Annotated in this window: 19 protein-coding genes and 1 riboswitch; of the genes, 13 read left to right on the top strand and 6 right to left on the bottom strand. The window is 50.6% G+C overall.

The window, feature by feature from the left end; translation table 11 throughout:
• Positions 1-141 precede the first annotated feature (141 nt).
• The 12 genes from EWA64_RS10660 to mgtE all read left to right on the top strand — a co-directional run bounded on the left by EWA64_RS10660 (position 142) and on the right by mgtE (position 9,339).
• Entirely contained in the window at positions 142-1,107 is a 966-nt protein-coding gene (locus EWA64_RS10660; protein ID WP_061895286.1) for a calcium/sodium antiporter, read from the top strand.
• Positions 1,108-1,128: 21 nt separating this feature from the next.
• Positions 1,129-2,100, top strand: a complete 972-nt coding sequence (gene kdsD, locus EWA64_RS10655) for an arabinose-5-phosphate isomerase KdsD (RefSeq protein WP_061895287.1) — start codon at positions 1,129-1,131, stop codon at positions 2,098-2,100.
• On the top strand, positions 2,100-2,657 hold the full coding sequence (gene kdsC / locus EWA64_RS10650; RefSeq protein ID WP_061895288.1) for a 3-deoxy-manno-octulosonate-8-phosphatase KdsC: 558 nt from the start codon (positions 2,100-2,102) through the stop codon (positions 2,655-2,657). Before kdsD ends, kdsC begins: the two co-directional genes overlap by 1 nt.
• Entirely contained in the window at positions 2,654-3,217 is a 564-nt protein-coding gene (gene lptC / locus EWA64_RS10645) for an LPS export ABC transporter periplasmic protein LptC (protein ID WP_061895289.1), read from the top strand. Before kdsC ends, lptC begins: the two co-directional genes overlap by 4 nt.
• The gene (lptA, locus tag EWA64_RS10640) at positions 3,198-3,692 is read left to right on the top strand and encodes a lipopolysaccharide transport periplasmic protein LptA (protein WP_061895290.1); all 495 of its coding nucleotides are present in this window, start codon (positions 3,198-3,200) and stop codon (positions 3,690-3,692) included. Before lptC ends, lptA begins: the two co-directional genes overlap by 20 nt.
• 1 nt (position 3,693) lies before the next feature.
• Positions 3,694-4,419 carry an LPS export ABC transporter ATP-binding protein gene (gene lptB, locus EWA64_RS10635; RefSeq protein WP_039430672.1) on the top strand — a complete coding sequence of 242 codons (726 nt, stop codon included), beginning with the start codon at positions 3,694-3,696 and terminating at the stop codon, positions 4,417-4,419.
• Positions 4,420-4,468: 49 nt separating this feature from the next.
• Positions 4,469-5,932, top strand: coding sequence for an RNA polymerase factor sigma-54 (locus tag EWA64_RS10630; protein ID WP_061895291.1), 1,464 nt, complete (start codon positions 4,469-4,471; stop codon positions 5,930-5,932).
• Between the two features lie 23 nt (positions 5,933-5,955).
• A complete protein-coding gene (gene hpf, locus EWA64_RS10625) occupies positions 5,956-6,243 on the top strand; it encodes a ribosome hibernation promoting factor (protein WP_039440371.1) in 288 nt (95 codons plus the stop codon).
• 2 nt (positions 6,244-6,245) lie between these two features.
• Positions 6,246-6,704, top strand: coding sequence for a PTS IIA-like nitrogen regulatory protein PtsN (gene ptsN, locus EWA64_RS10620; protein ID WP_061895292.1), 459 nt, complete (start codon positions 6,246-6,248; stop codon positions 6,702-6,704).
• Positions 6,705-6,707: 3 nt separating this feature from the next.
• Entirely contained in the window at positions 6,708-7,571 is an 864-nt protein-coding gene (gene rapZ, locus EWA64_RS10615; RefSeq protein ID WP_039430682.1) for an RNase adapter RapZ, read from the top strand.
• A gap of 2 nt (positions 7,572-7,573) precedes the next feature.
• The gene (locus EWA64_RS10610) at positions 7,574-7,849 is read left to right on the top strand and encodes an HPr family phosphocarrier protein (protein WP_061895293.1); all 276 of its coding nucleotides are present in this window, start codon (positions 7,574-7,576) and stop codon (positions 7,847-7,849) included.
• A gap of 134 nt (positions 7,850-7,983) precedes the next feature.
• Positions 7,984-9,339, top strand: coding sequence for a magnesium transporter (mgtE, locus tag EWA64_RS10605; protein WP_039435774.1), 1,356 nt, complete (start codon positions 7,984-7,986; stop codon positions 9,337-9,339).
• A 90-nt stretch (positions 9,340-9,429) separates the two neighbouring features.
• On the opposite strand, the gene pmbA is transcribed toward mgtE, so the two are convergent.
• Positions 9,430-10,773 carry a metalloprotease PmbA gene (pmbA, locus tag EWA64_RS10600; protein ID WP_061895294.1) on the bottom strand — a complete coding sequence of 448 codons (1,344 nt, stop codon included), beginning with the start codon at positions 10,771-10,773 and terminating at the stop codon, positions 9,430-9,432.
• A gap of 117 nt (positions 10,774-10,890) precedes the next feature.
• On the opposite strand from pmbA, the gene yjgA reads away from it, so the two are divergent.
• Entirely contained in the window at positions 10,891-11,430 is a 540-nt protein-coding gene (gene yjgA, locus EWA64_RS10595) for a ribosome biogenesis factor YjgA (protein WP_061895295.1), read from the top strand.
• Positions 11,431-11,482: 52 nt separating this feature from the next.
• Here yjgA and thiQ read toward each other — a convergent pair whose 3' ends face one another.
• From thiQ to mpl, 5 genes are all read right to left on the bottom strand, one after another.
• Positions 11,483-12,187 (bottom strand): thiamine ABC transporter ATP-binding protein, encoded by a 705-nt coding sequence (gene thiQ / locus EWA64_RS10590; protein ID WP_061895296.1) that lies wholly within the window; start codon positions 12,185-12,187, stop codon positions 11,483-11,485.
• Positions 12,181-13,776: a thiamine/thiamine pyrophosphate ABC transporter permease ThiP gene (gene thiP / locus EWA64_RS10585; protein WP_061895297.1), complete on the bottom strand. Its 1,596-nt coding sequence runs from the start codon at positions 13,774-13,776 to the stop codon at positions 12,181-12,183. Before thiP ends, thiQ begins: the two co-directional genes overlap by 7 nt.
• Positions 13,777-13,785: 9 nt before the next feature.
• Positions 13,786-14,778, bottom strand: a complete 993-nt coding sequence (gene thiB / locus EWA64_RS10580) for a thiamine ABC transporter substrate binding subunit (RefSeq protein WP_061895298.1) — start codon at positions 14,776-14,778, stop codon at positions 13,786-13,788.
• A gap of 77 nt (positions 14,779-14,855) precedes the next feature.
• A riboswitch (TPP riboswitch) is annotated at positions 14,856-14,976 on the bottom strand.
• 29 nt (positions 14,977-15,005) lie between these two features.
• A complete protein-coding gene (locus tag EWA64_RS10575; RefSeq protein ID WP_411292408.1) occupies positions 15,006-15,644 on the bottom strand; it encodes a flavin prenyltransferase UbiX in 639 nt (212 codons plus the stop codon).
• 62 nt (positions 15,645-15,706) lie between these two features.
• Positions 15,707-17,068 (bottom strand): UDP-N-acetylmuramate:L-alanyl-gamma-D-glutamyl-meso-diaminopimelate ligase, encoded by a 1,362-nt coding sequence (mpl, locus tag EWA64_RS10570; RefSeq protein WP_061895299.1) that lies wholly within the window; start codon positions 17,066-17,068, stop codon positions 15,707-15,709.
• Positions 17,069-17,292: the final 224 nt, after the last annotated feature.

Raw genomic sequence — 17,292 nt, 5'->3', positions numbered from 1 at the left:
AGAGATCGCCGCGTGGTGCAAAGCGCTAATCAAATCCTATTCAAGTCGTAATTTGTTACTTGTTTGTCTTCCCTTTTTTGGCTCAAAAAGTCAAAATTAGCGGTTAAACCTTCAACTCAATATAACTTTCTGGGAATCATCATGCTCGAAGCCATCGCGCTACTTATCGTCGGTCTTGTTCTACTGGTCTGGAGTGCAGACAAACTCGTGTTTGGTTCCGCGGCTTTAGCTCGCAACATGGGCATTTCACCGCTAGTGATCGGTATGACCATTTTGGCCATGGGTTCATCAGCACCAGAAATGATGGTTTCGGCTACGGCGGCGTTAGACGGCAAAACCGACACCGCGGTAGGGAACGTATTGGGTTCAAATATTGCCAACATCGCCTTAATTCTCGGCATCACCGCTTTGATTAAGCCGCTGTCTATCAGCTCCGCAATTGTGCGTCGTGAGCTACCTTTGATGATCGCCGTCACTGTGCTGTCTGGCATTTTACTTTGGGACAGCCACCTAGGTTTTTACGAAGGCATTCTGCTGTTTGCTCTCTTCGGCGTGTTTTTATTTGCCATGCTGCAGATCAGCAAAAAAGAGCAGCAGCGCGGCGATACATTTTTAGACGAGCAAGAATCTGAGATCCCACAAGGCGTGAGCAACGGCAAAGCGGGCCTGTGGATAGTCGTCGGCCTTATATTACTTCCTCTGGCGGCTGGCATGCTGGTCGATAACGCCGTAGTGATTGCCAAGCATTTTGGGATGAGTGATCTGGTCATCGGCCTGACCATTATCGCGGTCGGGACCAGTTTGCCAGAACTCGCCGCTTCTCTCGCTGGGGTACTCAAAGGTGAAGATGATATGGCGGTGGGCAACATTATTGGTTCTAACGTGTTTAATATTCTTGCGGTGATGGGATTGCCCGGCATTCTCAACCCTTCTGTCTTAAGCGAGCATGCGATGGGACGTGATTTCTGGGTGATGCTCGCGATCTCGTTATTGCTTGTTGTCATGGCACTGGGCAAATCTCGCAGTATCAATCGCATCGAAGGCGGCATCCTGATGATCTGTTTTGTCGCTTATCAAAGCTATCTATTGATGAACATGGCCGCTTAATCGATCCGCTGAGGAGTAAACATGGCACTTTCGTTTGATTATCGCACCGTCGCACAGCAAGTTTTGACCACCGAAATTCGGGGGCTAGAACAGCTGGCACAATATTTTGACCAACAGTTTGAGCAAGCTTGTGAATTAATGCTGCACAATCAAGGCAAAGTGGTGGTGATGGGCATGGGAAAATCGGGTCACATCGGTAAAAAGATTGCGGCGTCGCTTGCCAGTACGGGCACCTCGGCATTTTTTGTTCATCCTGGTGAAGCCGCACATGGCGATCTGGGTATGATTGAGCGCGGTGATATCGTACTTGCAATTTCCAACTCCGGTGAATCTTCGGAAATCCTCGCGCTTTTTTCGGTTCTCAAACGGCTGGACATCCGCATTATCAGCATGACTGGTAATCCAAGTTCAACCATGGCCAAACTAGCGGATTTCCATCTGCAGATCACCGTACCAGAAGAGGCGTGCCCACTTGGCCTCGCGCCGACCACCAGCACCACCGCCACTTTAGTCATGGGTGATGCGATTGCGGTTGCGCTTTTGCAAGCCAGAGGCTTTACCGCCGAAGATTTCGCCCTGTCACACCCTGGCGGTGCACTGGGGAGAAAGCTGCTGCTTAAGTTGTCCGATATTATGCACACAGGTCACGCCTTGCCTAAAGTTAGCCCAGAGGCTTTGGTGCGTGATGCACTGTTGGAAATTTCACAAAAAGGCCTTGGCATGACAGCCATTGTCGATGAAAGTGACCACTTACTCGGTATTTTTACCGACGGCGATCTGCGCCGTATCCTCGACAAACGTATCGACATTCACAGTGCGAAAATTGGCGACGTCATGACAGAGCATCCAACGGTCGCGGATCCCAATCTACTGGCCGTTGAAGGACTTAATTTGATGCAGCAGAAAAAAATTAACGGCCTGATGCTGTGCCAACACGGTAAATTGGTCGGCGCGCTGAACATGCACGACCTACTTAAAGCCGGAGTGATGTAATGACCGATCCTGTTGAAACACTATACGGCCCGGTTGAGTCGACAGTTTTTGCTATCGCCCAACAAATCAAACTACTGATCTGCGATGTAGATGGCGTCTTTTCCGATGGCCTTATCTACATGGGTAACGACGGCGAAGAGTTGAAAACGTTCCATACTCGTGATGGCTATGGCGTGAAATCGTTGATGAACGCCGGCATTGAAATCGCCATCATCACGGGCCGCCGCTCACAAATCGTTGAAAACCGGATGAAAGCCTTAGGCATTTCTCTGATTTATCAAGGGCAAGATGACAAAGTGAAAGCCTATGCTGATATTTGTGACAAATTGTCCATCAGCCCACAGCAGACAGGTTATATTGGTGACGATCTGATAGACTGGCCAGTAATGGAAAAAGTCGCGCTCAAAGTGTGCGTTGCCGATGGTCACCCACTGCTCGCTCAACGTGCCAACTATGTGACCCGAATCAAAGGCGGTCACGGTGCCGTACGCGAAGTGTGTGATCTGATTTTGCAGGCACGCGATGAGCTGGATGTTCATAAAGGTTTGAGTATATGAGTATCGCTCGCATCCTATATGTACTGCTCTTTTTTGTTGCTTCTTGGTCGGCTTATTACTTATATAGTCAACGTGAAGCACAGACGATTCAAGTGGCGCCAAATCTTGAATTGCCGATGTTCAGCGGCAAAGCGCTCAAGAACACCAGTTACAATGAATATGGCCAACGCAGTCACCAGATAGCATCGTCGCATTTAGATCACTACGCCAAAAGTGGTGATACCATTTTTGAGAATCCGACACTGGCTATCTACCGTGACGGCGAAGCGTTGGAGTGGAAAGTCAGCGCTAAACGCGCGGTACTAAACGACAAACAGGTTTTGACACTTTACGATAATGTGCTGATGCAAAATCTGTTGCCGGATGCGGGCTTTGAGACTCTGGCGACCGCCAAGCTAGAGATAGATCTAGCCAATCGCGATTTTCGCGCCGATCAGCAGGTTCTGCTGGTTGGCCCACAATTTGAAACAAGCGGAGCGGCAATGCAAGGCAACCTGCAAACCAATACCGCCACTCTGTATAATAAAGTTCAAGGTAGATATGAGACCCTTACACCTTAGCCTCTTTGCATTCGTTTTAGCTGCTCCAAGTGCTTTTGCGCTCAAATCGGATACTCAGCAACCTGTCTACATCGATTCTAATTCTCAGCAATTAGATATGCGCAGCAATCAGGTCATTTTTGAAGGGAATGTATCGCTCAAACAAGGCAGCATTAGCATTACCGCCGAGCGGATTGTCGTCACTCGCGGCAAAGAAAAAAATGCCATCCATAAAATTGAGGCCTTTGGTAAACCTGCGACGTTTTCACAACTGACCGATGATGGTCGTACCCTCAGTGGCAAAGCCAACCAATTGGATTACGAAGTCACTTCTGATCAATTGGTAATGCTCGGCCAAGCAGAGCTGTCACAAGATGGTAATGTCATCAAAGGCTCCTCGATCAAATACCAAATCGCGCAGCAGAAATTGATTGCCGACAGCTCACACAATGAGCGTGTTACTACTGTATTACAACCAAGTCAGGCGAATAACTAATATGGCCGTTCTGAGAGCAAAAAATCTCGCTAAGAGCTACAAAAAAAGAAAAGTCGTCACTGACGTCAGCTTGCAAGTCGAATCAGGGCAGATCGTGGGCTTGCTTGGCCCCAACGGTGCGGGCAAAACCACCTCTTTTTATATGATTGTAGGCCTAGTGCCACGCGATGCCGGCACCATCAGCATTGACGACCAAGACATCAGTATCCTACCGATGCACAGCCGTTCTAAATTAGGCATTGGTTATCTTCCTCAGGAAGCCTCGATTTTTCGCAAGCTTTCTGTGGAAGACAACATCATGGCCGTATTGCAAACGCGCAACGAGCTCACTCGCGAAGAACGCCAAGATAAGCTCGAAGATCTGCTGGAAGAGTTTCACATTCAGCATATTCGGCAAAGTGCAGGCATGGCGCTATCTGGTGGCGAAAGACGCCGAGTCGAAATCGCCCGTGCTCTGGCGGCCAATCCTCAGTTCATTCTGCTGGACGAACCGTTTGCCGGTGTAGACCCTATCTCCGTCATCGACATCAAAAAGATCATTGAGCATCTGCGCGATCGCGGCCTTGGCGTGCTGATCACCGACCACAATGTACGCGAAACACTAGACGTATGTGAGAAAGCGTATATCGTCAGTCAAGGGCACCTGATCGCCGAAGGAACCCCGGAACAAGTTCTCAACAATGAGCAAGTAAAACAAGTTTATCTCGGCGAACAATTCCGACTATGATTAAATTAACAACGGCAGATTCTGGGAATAACAAGGTAAGAACTACTGAATGAAACCCTCATTACAACTCAAGCTAGGTCAACAGTTAGCCATGACGCCGCAGCTTCAGCAGGCTATTCGCTTGCTGCAACTGTCGACATTGGATCTTCAACAGGAAATACAGGAAGCACTGGAATCCAACCCTCTACTTGAAGTCGAGGAGAGCCATGACGAGACACAAGCTAACCATGAAGACAAGCCCAGCAATGAAGGGAACGATTCTGATGATTTCAGCGCCGAGGTCGACTTGCCAGACAGCTCAGACATCATAGAGAAATCCGAAATCAGCAACGAGCTGGAAATCGATACTACTTGGGATGATGTCTACAGCGCGAATACGGGTAATACCGGTATCGCTCTAGACGACGACATGCCCGTGTATCAAGGGGAAACTACCGAAACCCTGCACGACTACCTTTCGTGGCAGCTCGACCTTACGCCGTTCAGTGAAACCGATCGCATGATTGCCTTTGCCATCATCGACGCCGTGGACGACACCGGTTACTTAACCATCAGTCCAGAAGAGATTTTAGACAGCCTCAACAGTAGCGACATTGAACTGGATGAAGTGGAAGCGGTGAGAAAACGCATCCAACAATTTGATCCGCTCGGCGTTGCTTCACAAAACCTGCAAGAGTGTCTACTTTTACAACTCGCCACGTTTCCAGCCGAAACGCCATGGTTAACCGAGGCCAAGCTAGTTCTGCTGGAGCACATTGAGGCGTTAGGCAACCGTGATTACAAGCTGATTGTTAAAGAAGCTAAACTCAAAGAAGAAGATCTGCGCGAAGCGCTAAAACTTATCCAGCAGCTAGATCCCAGACCGGGCAGCAAGATCAACCCGAGCGAAGCCGAATACGTCATTCCAGATGTATCTGTTTTCAAAGAAAGTGGGAAATGGAGTGTAGCGATCAATCCCGACAGCATTCCAAAGCTTAAAGTGAATCAGCAATACGCCCAATTGGGACGCGGAAACAGCACCGACAGTCAGTACATTCGCAGCAATTTGCAAGAAGCAAAATGGCTAATAAAAAGCCTAGAGAGTAGAAACGAGACACTGCTCAAAGTTGCACGATGCATAGTTGAACATCAGCACGATTTCTTCGAGTATGGAGAAGAAGCTATGAAACCCATGGTGCTGAATGATGTGGCTATGTCGGTTGAGATGCATGAGTCGACCATCTCCCGCGTGACCACGCAAAAGTTCATGCATACACCCAGAGGGATTTTTGAATTGAAGTATTTCTTCTCCAGTCATGTGAGTACCGACAACGGAGGAGAGTGTTCATCGACAGCAATCCGCGCACTCATCAAAAAACTGGTGGCGGCAGAAAACATTGCCAAACCATTGAGTGATAGCAAAATTGCTGCGCTACTGGCTGACCAAGGGATTCAAGTCGCTCGGCGAACGATTGCCAAGTACCGGGAGTCCTTAGGCATTGCCCCTTCAAGTCAGCGCAAACGCCTGCTTTAGGCCACAACTGAAAAGGAAAGTCTATGCAAATCAATATCCAAGGCCATCACGTTGATCTTACCGATTCAATGCAAGACTATGTTCACTCCAAGTTTGATAAGCTTGAGCGATTTTTTGACCACATCAACAGTATCCAAGTGGTCCTCAAAGTTGAAAAAATTCACCAAATCGCTGAAGCTACGCTCCACGTTAATCAAGGCGAAATTCATGCCTCATCCGACGATGAAAACATGTACGCTGCCATAGACTCCCTGGTCGATAAACTCGTCCGCCAGTTAAACAAACACAAAGAAAAACTTAACAGTCATTAACCATGCAACTTAGCACAATACTTTCACTGAACTGCACCAAGAGTGCAGTTCAGTGCTCTAGCAAGAAAAGAGCCCTCGAAATCATCAGCAACCTAGTTGCAGAACACACTGGCCAAGATTCCACTGCCTTGTTTGAGTGCATGCTCAGCCGAGAAAAAATGGGCAGCACGGGTATCGGTAACGGCATTGCCATTCCTCACGCACGCATGACATCCGCTGACCACGCGGTCGCCGTTTTACTGCAATGTGAACAACCGATAGAGTTTGACGCCATCGACAATCGTCCGGTTGACCTTCTGTTTGCGCTTTTGGTGCCAGAAGAACAGTGTAAAGAACATTTAAAAACCCTCTCCTCCATGGCAGAACGCCTGAGCGACAAGCAGGTGCTGAAAATGTTGCGCAATGCCAAAAGCGACCAAGAGTTGTACGACATCATGGTCAGCGAGCAACAGGACGGCTAAGCGATGCGACTCATCATCGTCAGTGGACACTCCGGAGCAGGCAAAAGTGTTGCTTTGCGGGTTCTCGAAGATCTCGGTTACTACTGTGTCGATAACCTACCAGTCAATCTGCTCGACGCCTTTGTTCAGTCCATCGCCGAAAGCAAGCAGAATGTCGCGGTCAGTATCGATATTCGCAACATTCCCAAACGCATGAAAGAGCTTTCCGAGACCTTAAAGAAGCTCAAAGAGAGCCTCGATGTTTCGGTGGTTTTTCTCGATGCCGACAAAGAGACCTTGCTCAAGCGCTACAGTGAAACTCGCCGCATCCATCCACTTTCTAAGGGTGAACATACCCACACGCTCGATCAAGCAATTGATCAAGAGAAAAAGATCCTCAAACCACTGCGAGAGATTGCCGATATCCTGCTCGACAGCAGCAATCAATCCCTGCATGAGCTGAGTGAAACCATTCGCACCCGAGTCGAAGGCCATGAACGGAAAGAACTGATCATGGTGTTTGAATCCTTCGGTTTTAAATATGGCCTGCCAACCGACGCGGACTATGTGTTTGATGTGCGCTTCCTGCCAAACCCGCATTGGGAACCATCATTGCGGCCGATGACCGGTCTGGATGGCCCGATCAAAGCCTTTTTGGAGCGCCACGAAGAAGTATTAGAACTCAAGCATCAAATAGAAAGCTTTATCGAACATTGGCTACCGATGCTGGAAAAGAACAATCGCAGCTACCTCACTGTAGCAATTGGCTGTACGGGCGGAAAACATCGCTCCGTGTACTTAACTCAGCAAATTGGTGAATATTTTGCCGAGCTTGGGCACAAAGTGCGAATTCGTCACACTGGATTAGAAAAGCGCAACAAGGAATAGCCGTGGAACAGAGTCGCAAGGTATTGATACAGAATCGTTTAGGTCTACATGCACGCGCGGCTGTGAAACTGGTCGAGCTGGCGCAAAGCTTTGAAGCTGAAGTCACCATCGACAATGAAGAGGACAAAACCGCCGCGGCTGACAGCGTTATGGGTCTGCTGATGTTGGAATCGGCGCAAGGGCAATATGTCACCATTCACGCCAAAGGCCCACAAGCACAACTCGCCTTAGACGCGATTTGCCACCTGATCGAAGACAAATTTGATGAAGGCGAATAATTCACCAATGTGATGCAAGCGTTGCTCTGACCACTGCAAGATTTGTTGATGAAACTCGCATCTTCTGGTTACTTGCGTATAGAATTAAGTTATTATTCAAAGCATTGTAAATATCCAGGAATCAGGGGGTCACAATGGCAGAGCAAATAGAATTCGACCAAGCTCACCAAGCCCTCCAAGAAGTCACCGAAGCGCTGGAAAACGGCCGCTTCGTTCATGTCCGCCGTCAACTTCAGGACATGGAACCCGAAGATATCGCCCACCTTTTAGAAGCATCCCCGCGTAAAAGTCGTGAAGTGCTCTGGCAGCTCACCGACCCTGAAGATTACGGTGAAATCCTCGATGAGCTTAGCGAAGACGTCAAAGATAACCTTGTCTCAAAAATGGCCCCTGAAGCGCTCGCTGAAGCCACCGAAGGCATGGATACCGATGACGTCGCTTACGTTCTGCGTAGCTTGCCAGATAACGTTTCGCGTGAAGTTTTGGCACAGATGGATGCAGCCGACCGCTTGCGGGTGGAAACTGCACTTTCCTATCCGGAAGATACCGCAGGCGGATTGATGAACACCGACGTGATCACCATTCGTGGTGACGTCGACGTTGACGTAGTCCTGCGCTACCTGCGTATGAAAGGGGAACTACCAGAAAACACCGATGCTCTGTATGTGATCGATGAAGAGAGTAAGCTGATAGGCGAGCTCTCTATCACCGCGCTGATTACTACTCAGCCAGACGTGAAAGTCAGCGAAGTGATGGAAGATGTCGATGACGCCATTACAGTTGATACCAGCGATTCCGACGTCGCAAGCCTGTTTGAACGACGCAACTGGATCTCTGCGCCGGTGATTGACGAGAACTACCATCTGGTGGGGCGAATTACCATCGATGACGTGGTCGATGTGATTCGTGAAGACGCCGAGCACTCGATGATGAGTATGGCGGGCCTGAATGATGAAGAAGACACCTTTGCACCTGTAGTTAAATCGGCGCGAAAGCGCAGCGTTTGGCTCGGCGCGAACGTGCTCGCCGCCCTTGCTGCCGCTTCCGTTTCCAACATGTTTGAAGCCACGCTGGATCAAATGGCGGCTATCGCGGTCCTGATGACCATAGTGCCTTCAATGGGCGGTGTGGCCGGCAACCAAACCGTTGCACTGGTGATTCGTGGCTTAGCACTGGGCCACATCGGTGACTCCAACCGCCGTGAACTCTTGATGAAAGAGGCCGCAATTGGTTTTCTCAATGGGGTGATGTGGGCACTGATTATCGGCGGCATCGTGGTCGCGTGGAAAGGCAATTGGGTGCTCGGCGGGATCATTTCTGCCGCGATGATGACCAACCTGATTGTTGCAGGCATCGCCGGAGTCTCTATCCCGATTCTGTTGAAAAAGATGAATATCGACCCGGCACTGGCGGGCGGTATGGCACTGACCACCGTTACCGATGTGATCGGATTATCGGTTTTTCTTGGGCTGGCCACCATTTTGATCTGACTTTTACCCGCCGAATCAAACGCATTAAAAAGGTTGCCCATCGGCAACCTTGTTTGTTTTTAGCGCTTTTTATTGTGCGACAACCGATGGCTATTCACCCGCGATTTTCATCGACTCCAACAAAATCGAGCCAGTTTGAATCTGCGAGCGCGTTTCCACATCACTGCCGACCGCGACAATGCGCGTAAACATCTCTTTGAGATTACCTGCGATGGTGATCTCTGACACTGGGTATTGGATTTCACCATTTTCTACCCAGAAACCCGCGGCGCCCCGGGAGTAATCACCCGTCACCACGTTGACACCTTGTCCCATCACTTCTGTAACCAGTAAGCCTGTGCCGAGCTCTTTGAGCATCTGACTAAAAGTCTGCCCAGTTGATTTGACAAACCAGTTATGGATTCCGCCCGCATGGCCGGTTGGCGCCATGTTCATTTTGCGCGCTGCGTAACTGGTCAGCAGGTAAGTGGCCAGTACGCCATCGGTAATGATCTCTCTATCTTGAGTGAACACGCCTTCGCTATCAAATGGGCTTGAAGCCAGACCACGTAGAATGTGTGGACGCTCGCTGATATTAAACCACTCAGGCAGCACCTGATGACCCAATTTGTCGAGCAAGAAAGAAGATTTACGATAGAGATTGCCGCCACTTATCGCCATCACTAAGTGGCCCATCAACCCCGTGGCTACATCCGGCGCAAACATCACTGGGAACTTACCCGTTTTCAGCTTACGCGCATCCAAGCGTTGAATGGTTTTCTCCGCGGCTTCTTGACCGACTTGCTCTGGCGTCCACATGTCATCACGATGACGCGCCATGGTGTAGCTGTAATCGCGTTCCATCTCGCCATTTTTGCCCTCACCAATCACACAGCAACTGATGCTGTGACGGCTCGATGCATAGCTCGCTAGCAAGCCGTGGCTATTGCCATACACACGCACACCATAGTGGCTGTCATAGCTTGCGCCATCGCTCTGCTTAATTTTGTCGCTATAACTCAGCGCTTCACGCTCGGCCGCAATGGCAATCTTCGCTGCGTAATCTGGATCAGGCGTGTCTGGGTGGAAGAGGTCAAGATCTGGGATATCCTTGACCATCAGCTCAGCTGGAGCCGGGCCGGAACAGGGATCTTCCGAGGTGTACAGCGCAATATCCAACGCCGCCAATACGGTTTGCTGAATCGCTTTTTCACTCAGATCCGAGGTCGAAGCGCTGCCTTTGCGCTGACCACGGTAGACGGTAATACCAAGCGCGCCATCACTGTTGAACTCGACATTTTCGACTTCACACATGCGTGTAGAAACACTGAGCCCTGTCGTCTTAGTGATGGCGACTTCCGCAGCGTCGGACTGTTGCGCCGCGAGCTCGAGCGCTCTGGCTACGGCGGCTTCAAGCTCAATTCTCTGTTGAGCAACTTGCTGTTTTACATCCATATCTCAATAATCTTTGATGAGCGATAGGCTAAGAATAACAAGAATTTCGCTTTCTCCCCACGATTCTTGTTAAAATGGGGCTAATCTTATTGAGAGAAAGTGACATAGGCAGAAAAGATGGCTCGTAAAAACCAAAAAGCGCCATGGGAACCAGAAGAAGAAATCATCATAGTCAGCAAATCTGAGATGAAACGCGATATGGATGAGTTGCAAAAACTGGGGGAAGAGTTGGTTGAACTCAAACCTTCCGTATTGGCGAAATTTCCGATCAGTGAAGATTTGCTCGAGGCGATCAAAGATGCGCAACGTTTTAAAAACGAAGCTCGTCGTCGCCAACTGCAATACATCGGCAAAGTGATGCGTCAAGAAGATCCAGAACCGATTCAAGCGGCGTTGGATAAACTGCGCAACAAACACTCACAAAACACGGCGGTACTGCATAAGTTAGAAACGCTGCGTGATCGCGTGATTGCCGAAGGGGATAGCGTGATTGACGAGGTGATGGAGCTCTACCCTGCTGCGGATCGTCAGCGCTTGCGTCAGCTTGCTCGTACCGCAGTCAAAGAGAAGCAAAACAACAAACCGCCCAAAGCGTTTCGTGAAATTTTCCAAGTTCTTAAACAACTTAACGACGAAGCGATCGCTTCATCGTTGTAAAAAAACAAAGGTTGGCCTTGTGCCAACCTTTTTCTTATCCACGTTTCAAACGTTAACTTCCCGCTTGGACAAACTCAGCTAAAGCGCGATTGGCATGTGTGGCGGTTAACTGCGCTATGGTGCCAAACTGCTCAACGTAACCATTGGCAATGTAGGCAAAATGGCTGGCAATCGCACGAGCATCACTCACGTGGTGCGTCACCATCAAAACAGTGATATTGCGCTCCTTAGCGAGATGTTTCACCAGTGCCAGCATCTCTTCACGCAAAACCGGATCGAGCGCCGAAAAAGGCTCATCCAGCAGCCAGATCGGATTGGGCTGCACAAAGCACCTTGCCAGCGCCACTCGCTGACGCTGTCCTCCCGACAATTGTTGCGGCAAACGTGACAGATAAGACGCAATGCCCACTTGCTCTGCGGCCTGCTGTACCTGCTTGCGCTCGGCAGAGCTCAATTTGAGCCCAGACTGTAAGCCCAAAGCAATATTTTGCTCCACCGTGAGATGAGAAAAGAGGTTGTGCTCTTGAAACAACATGGAAAACGGACGCTGATAAGGCGGCTTGTTGCGTAAAGAGAGCCCGCTGACCGCCATCTCGCCCGATTGCGGTTCAATAAACCCGGCGAGCAGCGCCAACAGCGTCGATTTGCCCGCGCCACTTGGGCCCATCAGCGCGACGATCTCCCCTTGCGCGACCTGTAGATCAAAGTGAAACAACGCATCGTGGTAGTAATACTTGACCTGATTGAGAGTTAACATGATTCCTCACTAACGCGGGTGGTAAATAGACGTTCAGTCAGGGCAAAACAGCCGACACTGAGCAGCAGTAAAGTGAGCGAGACCACTGCGGCCGATTCCATCTGGTAACTGCCTAGCAGTTGGAAAAGGTACAAAGGCAGCGTGCGAAAATCTTGGCTACCAAACAGCGCAATCGCGCTAAGATCGCCAATCGCAAACATAAAACAGAGCGCAAACGCTGAAGCAAGTGGTTTCGACAGCGCGCGCAGCTCAATCACCCGTAAGCGGTTTAGCCCGCGTATGCCTAAACTGGCACACAGATATTGGTACTGCTGCTCAATATGCAACATAGGCTGAGCCAAGGTTTTGATCGCGTACGGCAGCGCCATCAAGCTATTGACCAAAACCACCACCACTAACGCTAAACTGAAAACGTCGGTCACGCTGCGCAGCAGCAAGAAGACTCCCGTGCTAATCACCAGCCCCGGGGTGACTAAAATGATGGTGCCCACAATCTCCAAACTATCTGCGCGGTGGCGATGTTGCCCAATGCGCCAGATGCGGCTGGACGATAGAATCGCCATGCCAGCCGCCACCGCAAGCGTGGCAGAAAGCAGTGCGACTTGCAGTGATGCGCCAAGTGCCGACCAAAAACGAGCATCAACCAGCACATCAACCACTTTGCCATTCACTCCAGAGAACATCACCATCAGCAGCGGCGGTAACACCAAAAGCGCAGCGGCCAAAATCCAAGCGTAATCCCAAACACGCAGTAGGCCGCTGTCGCGCACTAAAAAGGGTGATTCGCTGCCACTGCCTGTAGAAACCGGTAAAGGACGCGCCAATTTTTGTAGCGCCAGTGCCAAAACGCCACACAGCAACATTTGCCAGATAGCCAGAATCGCCCCGCTTTGCAGATCGAAATCGAATTTAATCGCCTGATAGATAGCCAGTTCAATGGTGGTGGATTTCGGCCCACCGCCCAACGCCATCACAGTGGCAAAACTGGTGAAACAGAGCATAAACACCAAGCCGCCGACGTGCGGCAGCTGTTGGCGCAGCCTTGGCCACTCAACAAAACGAAATTTATCCCAAGGTGACATACCGAGGTGAGCCGCCAGTTTATGCTGCTCTGCCGGGATCGATTCCAGCGCTTGTAGCAACAAACGCGCGGCATACGGCAGATTGAAAAACACGTGGGCAAGCAAAATACCACTCAAGCCGTAAATGGAGAACGATCTCAAGTAGCCCGCTTGTTGCAACAGACTCACCAGCCAACCACTGTTGCCATAAATCGCCAAAAGACCAAACACCCCGACCAACACCGGTAACACCAGCGTTGAAGCAAACAGCTTCAACAGCAGAGCGCGGCCAGGAAAACGTCGTTTGGCCAACGCATGCGCCACCGGGATCGCCAAACTGACGCTGAGCAACATCGACAAAAAAGCCTGCCAGAAACTGAACTGGGTGACATGACGATAGTAAGGATCGCGCCAGATGACGCTCACATCCAGCGAGGGCGCCGTAGAAAGGAGCGCTGCCAGCGCAGCAATGACAAAGGTCGCGATCATCACCGCGACCCCAATGCCCGCTTTAGGTACAGAGTTCAACGTACAGCCTTAAAACGTCAGCGCGCTTTGCCACTCGCGGATCCAAGGCTTGCGCATTTCGGCCACCTCTTCAGGAGTGAAGCTGAGTGATTTCACCGGCACAGTTAAGGTGTCAAAACCCTCAGGCAGTTTTACGTCGGTGACCGGATACATCCAGTTGCCCGTTGGCATCGCCGCTTGGAATTCGTCACTTAGAATAAAACGCATAAACTCATCGGCCAGTTGCTGTTTTTGGCTGCTTTTCACTTTTGCCGCCACTTCCACTTGCATGTAGTGCCCTTCAGAAAAGCCCGCCGCCGCGTATTTCGCGTCCTTTTCCGCAATCAGGTGATAGGCCGGAGAAGTGGTATACGACAGCACCATATCGGACTCGCCCTTGAGGAACATAGAGTAAGCTTCCGACCAGCCCTTAGTAACCGTCACGGTCTTTTTCGCCAGTTGCTGCCAAGCTTCGACAGCGCTATCGCCGTAAACGGATTTGATCCACAGCAGCAAACCTTGCCCTGGAGTTGAGGTGCGCGGATCTTGATAGATCACTTTGAGATCGCGGCGCTGCTCCACCAACTCTTTTAAGCTCTTCGGCGGGTTAGCCAGCGTCTCTTTGTTGTAGATAAAAGCAAAGTAGCCGTAATCGTAAGGGACAAACGTCGTATCAGACCAACCCTTTGGCAGCGTAACTGCACGGGTATCAACCTGATGTTCTGCCAGCAAACCCGTTGCTTTGGCTTCAGCCATCAAGTTGTTGTCCAGCCCGAGCACCACATCCGCTTTGCTGTTCTTGCCTTCAAGACGCAGACGGTTAAGGATCGACACGCCATCATCCAGCGCAACAAAGTTGACGTCACAGCCACATTTCGCTTCGAACGCTTTTTCGATCGTCGGGCCCGGGCCCCAATCGGCGGCAAAAGAGTCGTAAGTGTAAACAGTGAGGGTGTTATCGGCAGCCAAAGCGGGGGCAGAAGTGACCATCGCTAGGGCAATCAGGTTAAGAGTGGTTTTCACGGCTCGCTCTCCATTTGCGTTCATGACATGAGTGGAGCGGCACAGGTTTGAAGTCGGTTTTAATCTTCCATTGCGAATTAAATTCCTGACTCAATTCCTACGCCAGCATTATCTGGTTCAGGTATACGGGTCCCAGGCGATGGCCTGATCTCAGCTTCTGCGACAAAAATGCGCAGATGAGCTCCCCGATGAGTGAGGCGGATTGTAATGCGAAACGTTCGCTTTGGCTATACGTGCTCGTCACGCGAGCGGTTATCGTACCCCCAGCGCGGCACTAAGCCTTGCTCGACCCCAAGATGGTCAAGAATGCGTGCGACCATAAAGTCGACCAGATCTTCAATACGTTGTGGTTGATGGTAAAACCCCGGCGCTGCGGGCATGATGGTCACACCAAGCTGCGATAACTTGTGCATGTTTTCCAGATGCAAAGTGGAAAACGGCGTTTCGCGCACCACGAGGATCAATTGACCACGCTCTTTTAGCACCACATCAGCGGCGCGCTCAATTAAATTGTCCGACATGCCGTGTGCTATCGCCGCAACACTGCCCGCAGAGCAAGGGCACACCACCATCTGCTTTGGCGCGGCGGAGCCGGAAGCAACGGGCGAGAACCAATCGTCCTTACCGCACACCACCAGCTTCTCGGCCGAGCAGCCCAGATAGTTCACCAGCGCGCTTTGTGCAGCTTGTGGATTGGCGGGCAACTTCAGCCCCTGCTCAGTAGCTAGCACCACGCGCGCGGCGGAAGAAATCAGCAGGTAGACCTGATAATCCGCCGCAAGCAGGCATTCAAGCAGGCGTAAACCATACGGCGCACCAGATGCGCCCGTAAACGCCAGTGTGATTGTTTTTTGTTTTTCAGTCATCGTCATTTCAATTGGCATGATTTCAGTTGGCACGATTTAAGTTGGCATAGTTATGGGCCGAGTCAGTCAGACGCCTTGTCCAGTGCCGCCAGCAACTTGCCATGAATGCCGTCAAAACCGCCGTTACTCATCACCAAGATTTGCACCCCAGATTTGGCACGGCTGGCAATTTGCGCAACAAACTCATCCATATTGTCACTGGTAAACGCAGGCTGTTGACATTGTGCCGCCACGGCCTCGACCGACCAATCCAAACCCGGCGGTTGAAATAAAAACACCTCATCAGCATGGGCTAACGCAGCAGCAAGCGTCTCTTTATGCACCCCACGTTTCATTGTTGCAGAGCGCGGCTCCAAAACCGCAAAGATCGGTTTGTCGCCCACCTTATTACGTAAACCACCGAGAGTCAGTTCAATCGCGGTGGGATGATGCGCGAAATCATCATACACAGCCACCCCGTTCACTTCGCCTTTCAGCTCTAAACGGCGCTTGGTATTGATAAATTGGCCGAGGGCCTGACAGGCAATATCGGGCGTCACACCGACATGGCGCGCCGCCGCAATCGCCATCAGCGCATTGTCGACGTTATGATCGCCCACTAAGTCCCAGTTCACTTCGCCCACGCATTCACCTTGGAAGAAGACCGCAAAGTGCGAACCATCTTTGACTCGCTTTTCTGCTTGCCACTGGCCATCTGCGCCAGAAAACTCCTGCTCGCTCCAGCAGCCACGTTGCAAAACGTCTGCCAAAGCCGCATCTTGCTGTGGAGCGAGAATGCGCCCGTTGCCAGGAACCGTGCGCACCAGATGGTGGAATTGCCGCTTGATCGCTTCCAGATCATCAAAGATATCCGCATGATCGAACTCAAGATTATTCATAATCAAGGTGCGTGGATGGTAGTGAACGAACTTAGAACGTTTATCGAAAAAAGCACTGTCATATTCATCGGCTTCCACAACAAAAAACATGCTTTCTCCCAAACGCGCCGAGACACCGAAGTTGCCGAGCACACCACCGACCAAAAATCCCGGCTGATAGCCGCATGCGTCTAAAATCCACGCCAGCATGCTTGAAGTGGTGGTCTTGCCATGCGTGCCTGACACCGCCAACACCCAGCGATCGTGCAGTAAGAACTCCTGCAACCACTGCGGCCCAGAGGTATAACGCAAATTATGGTTAAGTACGTATTCAACACACGGATTGCCACGGCTCATGGCATTGCCAATCACCACAAGATCAGGAGCAGGGTTCAACTGAGAAGGGTCAAAACCCTCTATAATTTCAATACCTTGAGATTCTAAAAGCGTACTCATTGGTGGGTAAACGTTGGCGTCCGACCCCGTCACCTTATGGCCTAACTGCCGGGCCAAAATCGCGGCGCCGCCCATAAAAGTGCCACAGATCCCTAAGATATGAATATGCATGTTGCTCATCCTGCTCTATGAAATTTTTGTCCCTCCCATTATCGCGATAACGCTCGGAAAAGCGAGGGCGATCATCTGGCTTCTGCTCGGCGGCGCAAAATTCCGCCACTTTGTTGCGCTTTTTTTGTGCAACATCGCCACAAGCTCCCGCCTAAGTTGATGTAATTTCTTCGCTAATAGTCGACAAGCAAATTGAGATCTCGGTCGGTTAGTTCATTACCATT

Source organism: Vibrio cidicii, from assembly GCF_009665415.1.
Lineage (GTDB): Bacteria > Pseudomonadota > Gammaproteobacteria > Enterobacterales > Vibrionaceae > Vibrio > Vibrio cidicii.
The sequence above is the reverse complement of the archived record's forward strand: the minus strand, read 5'-3'. Positions and strand labels throughout refer to the sequence as shown.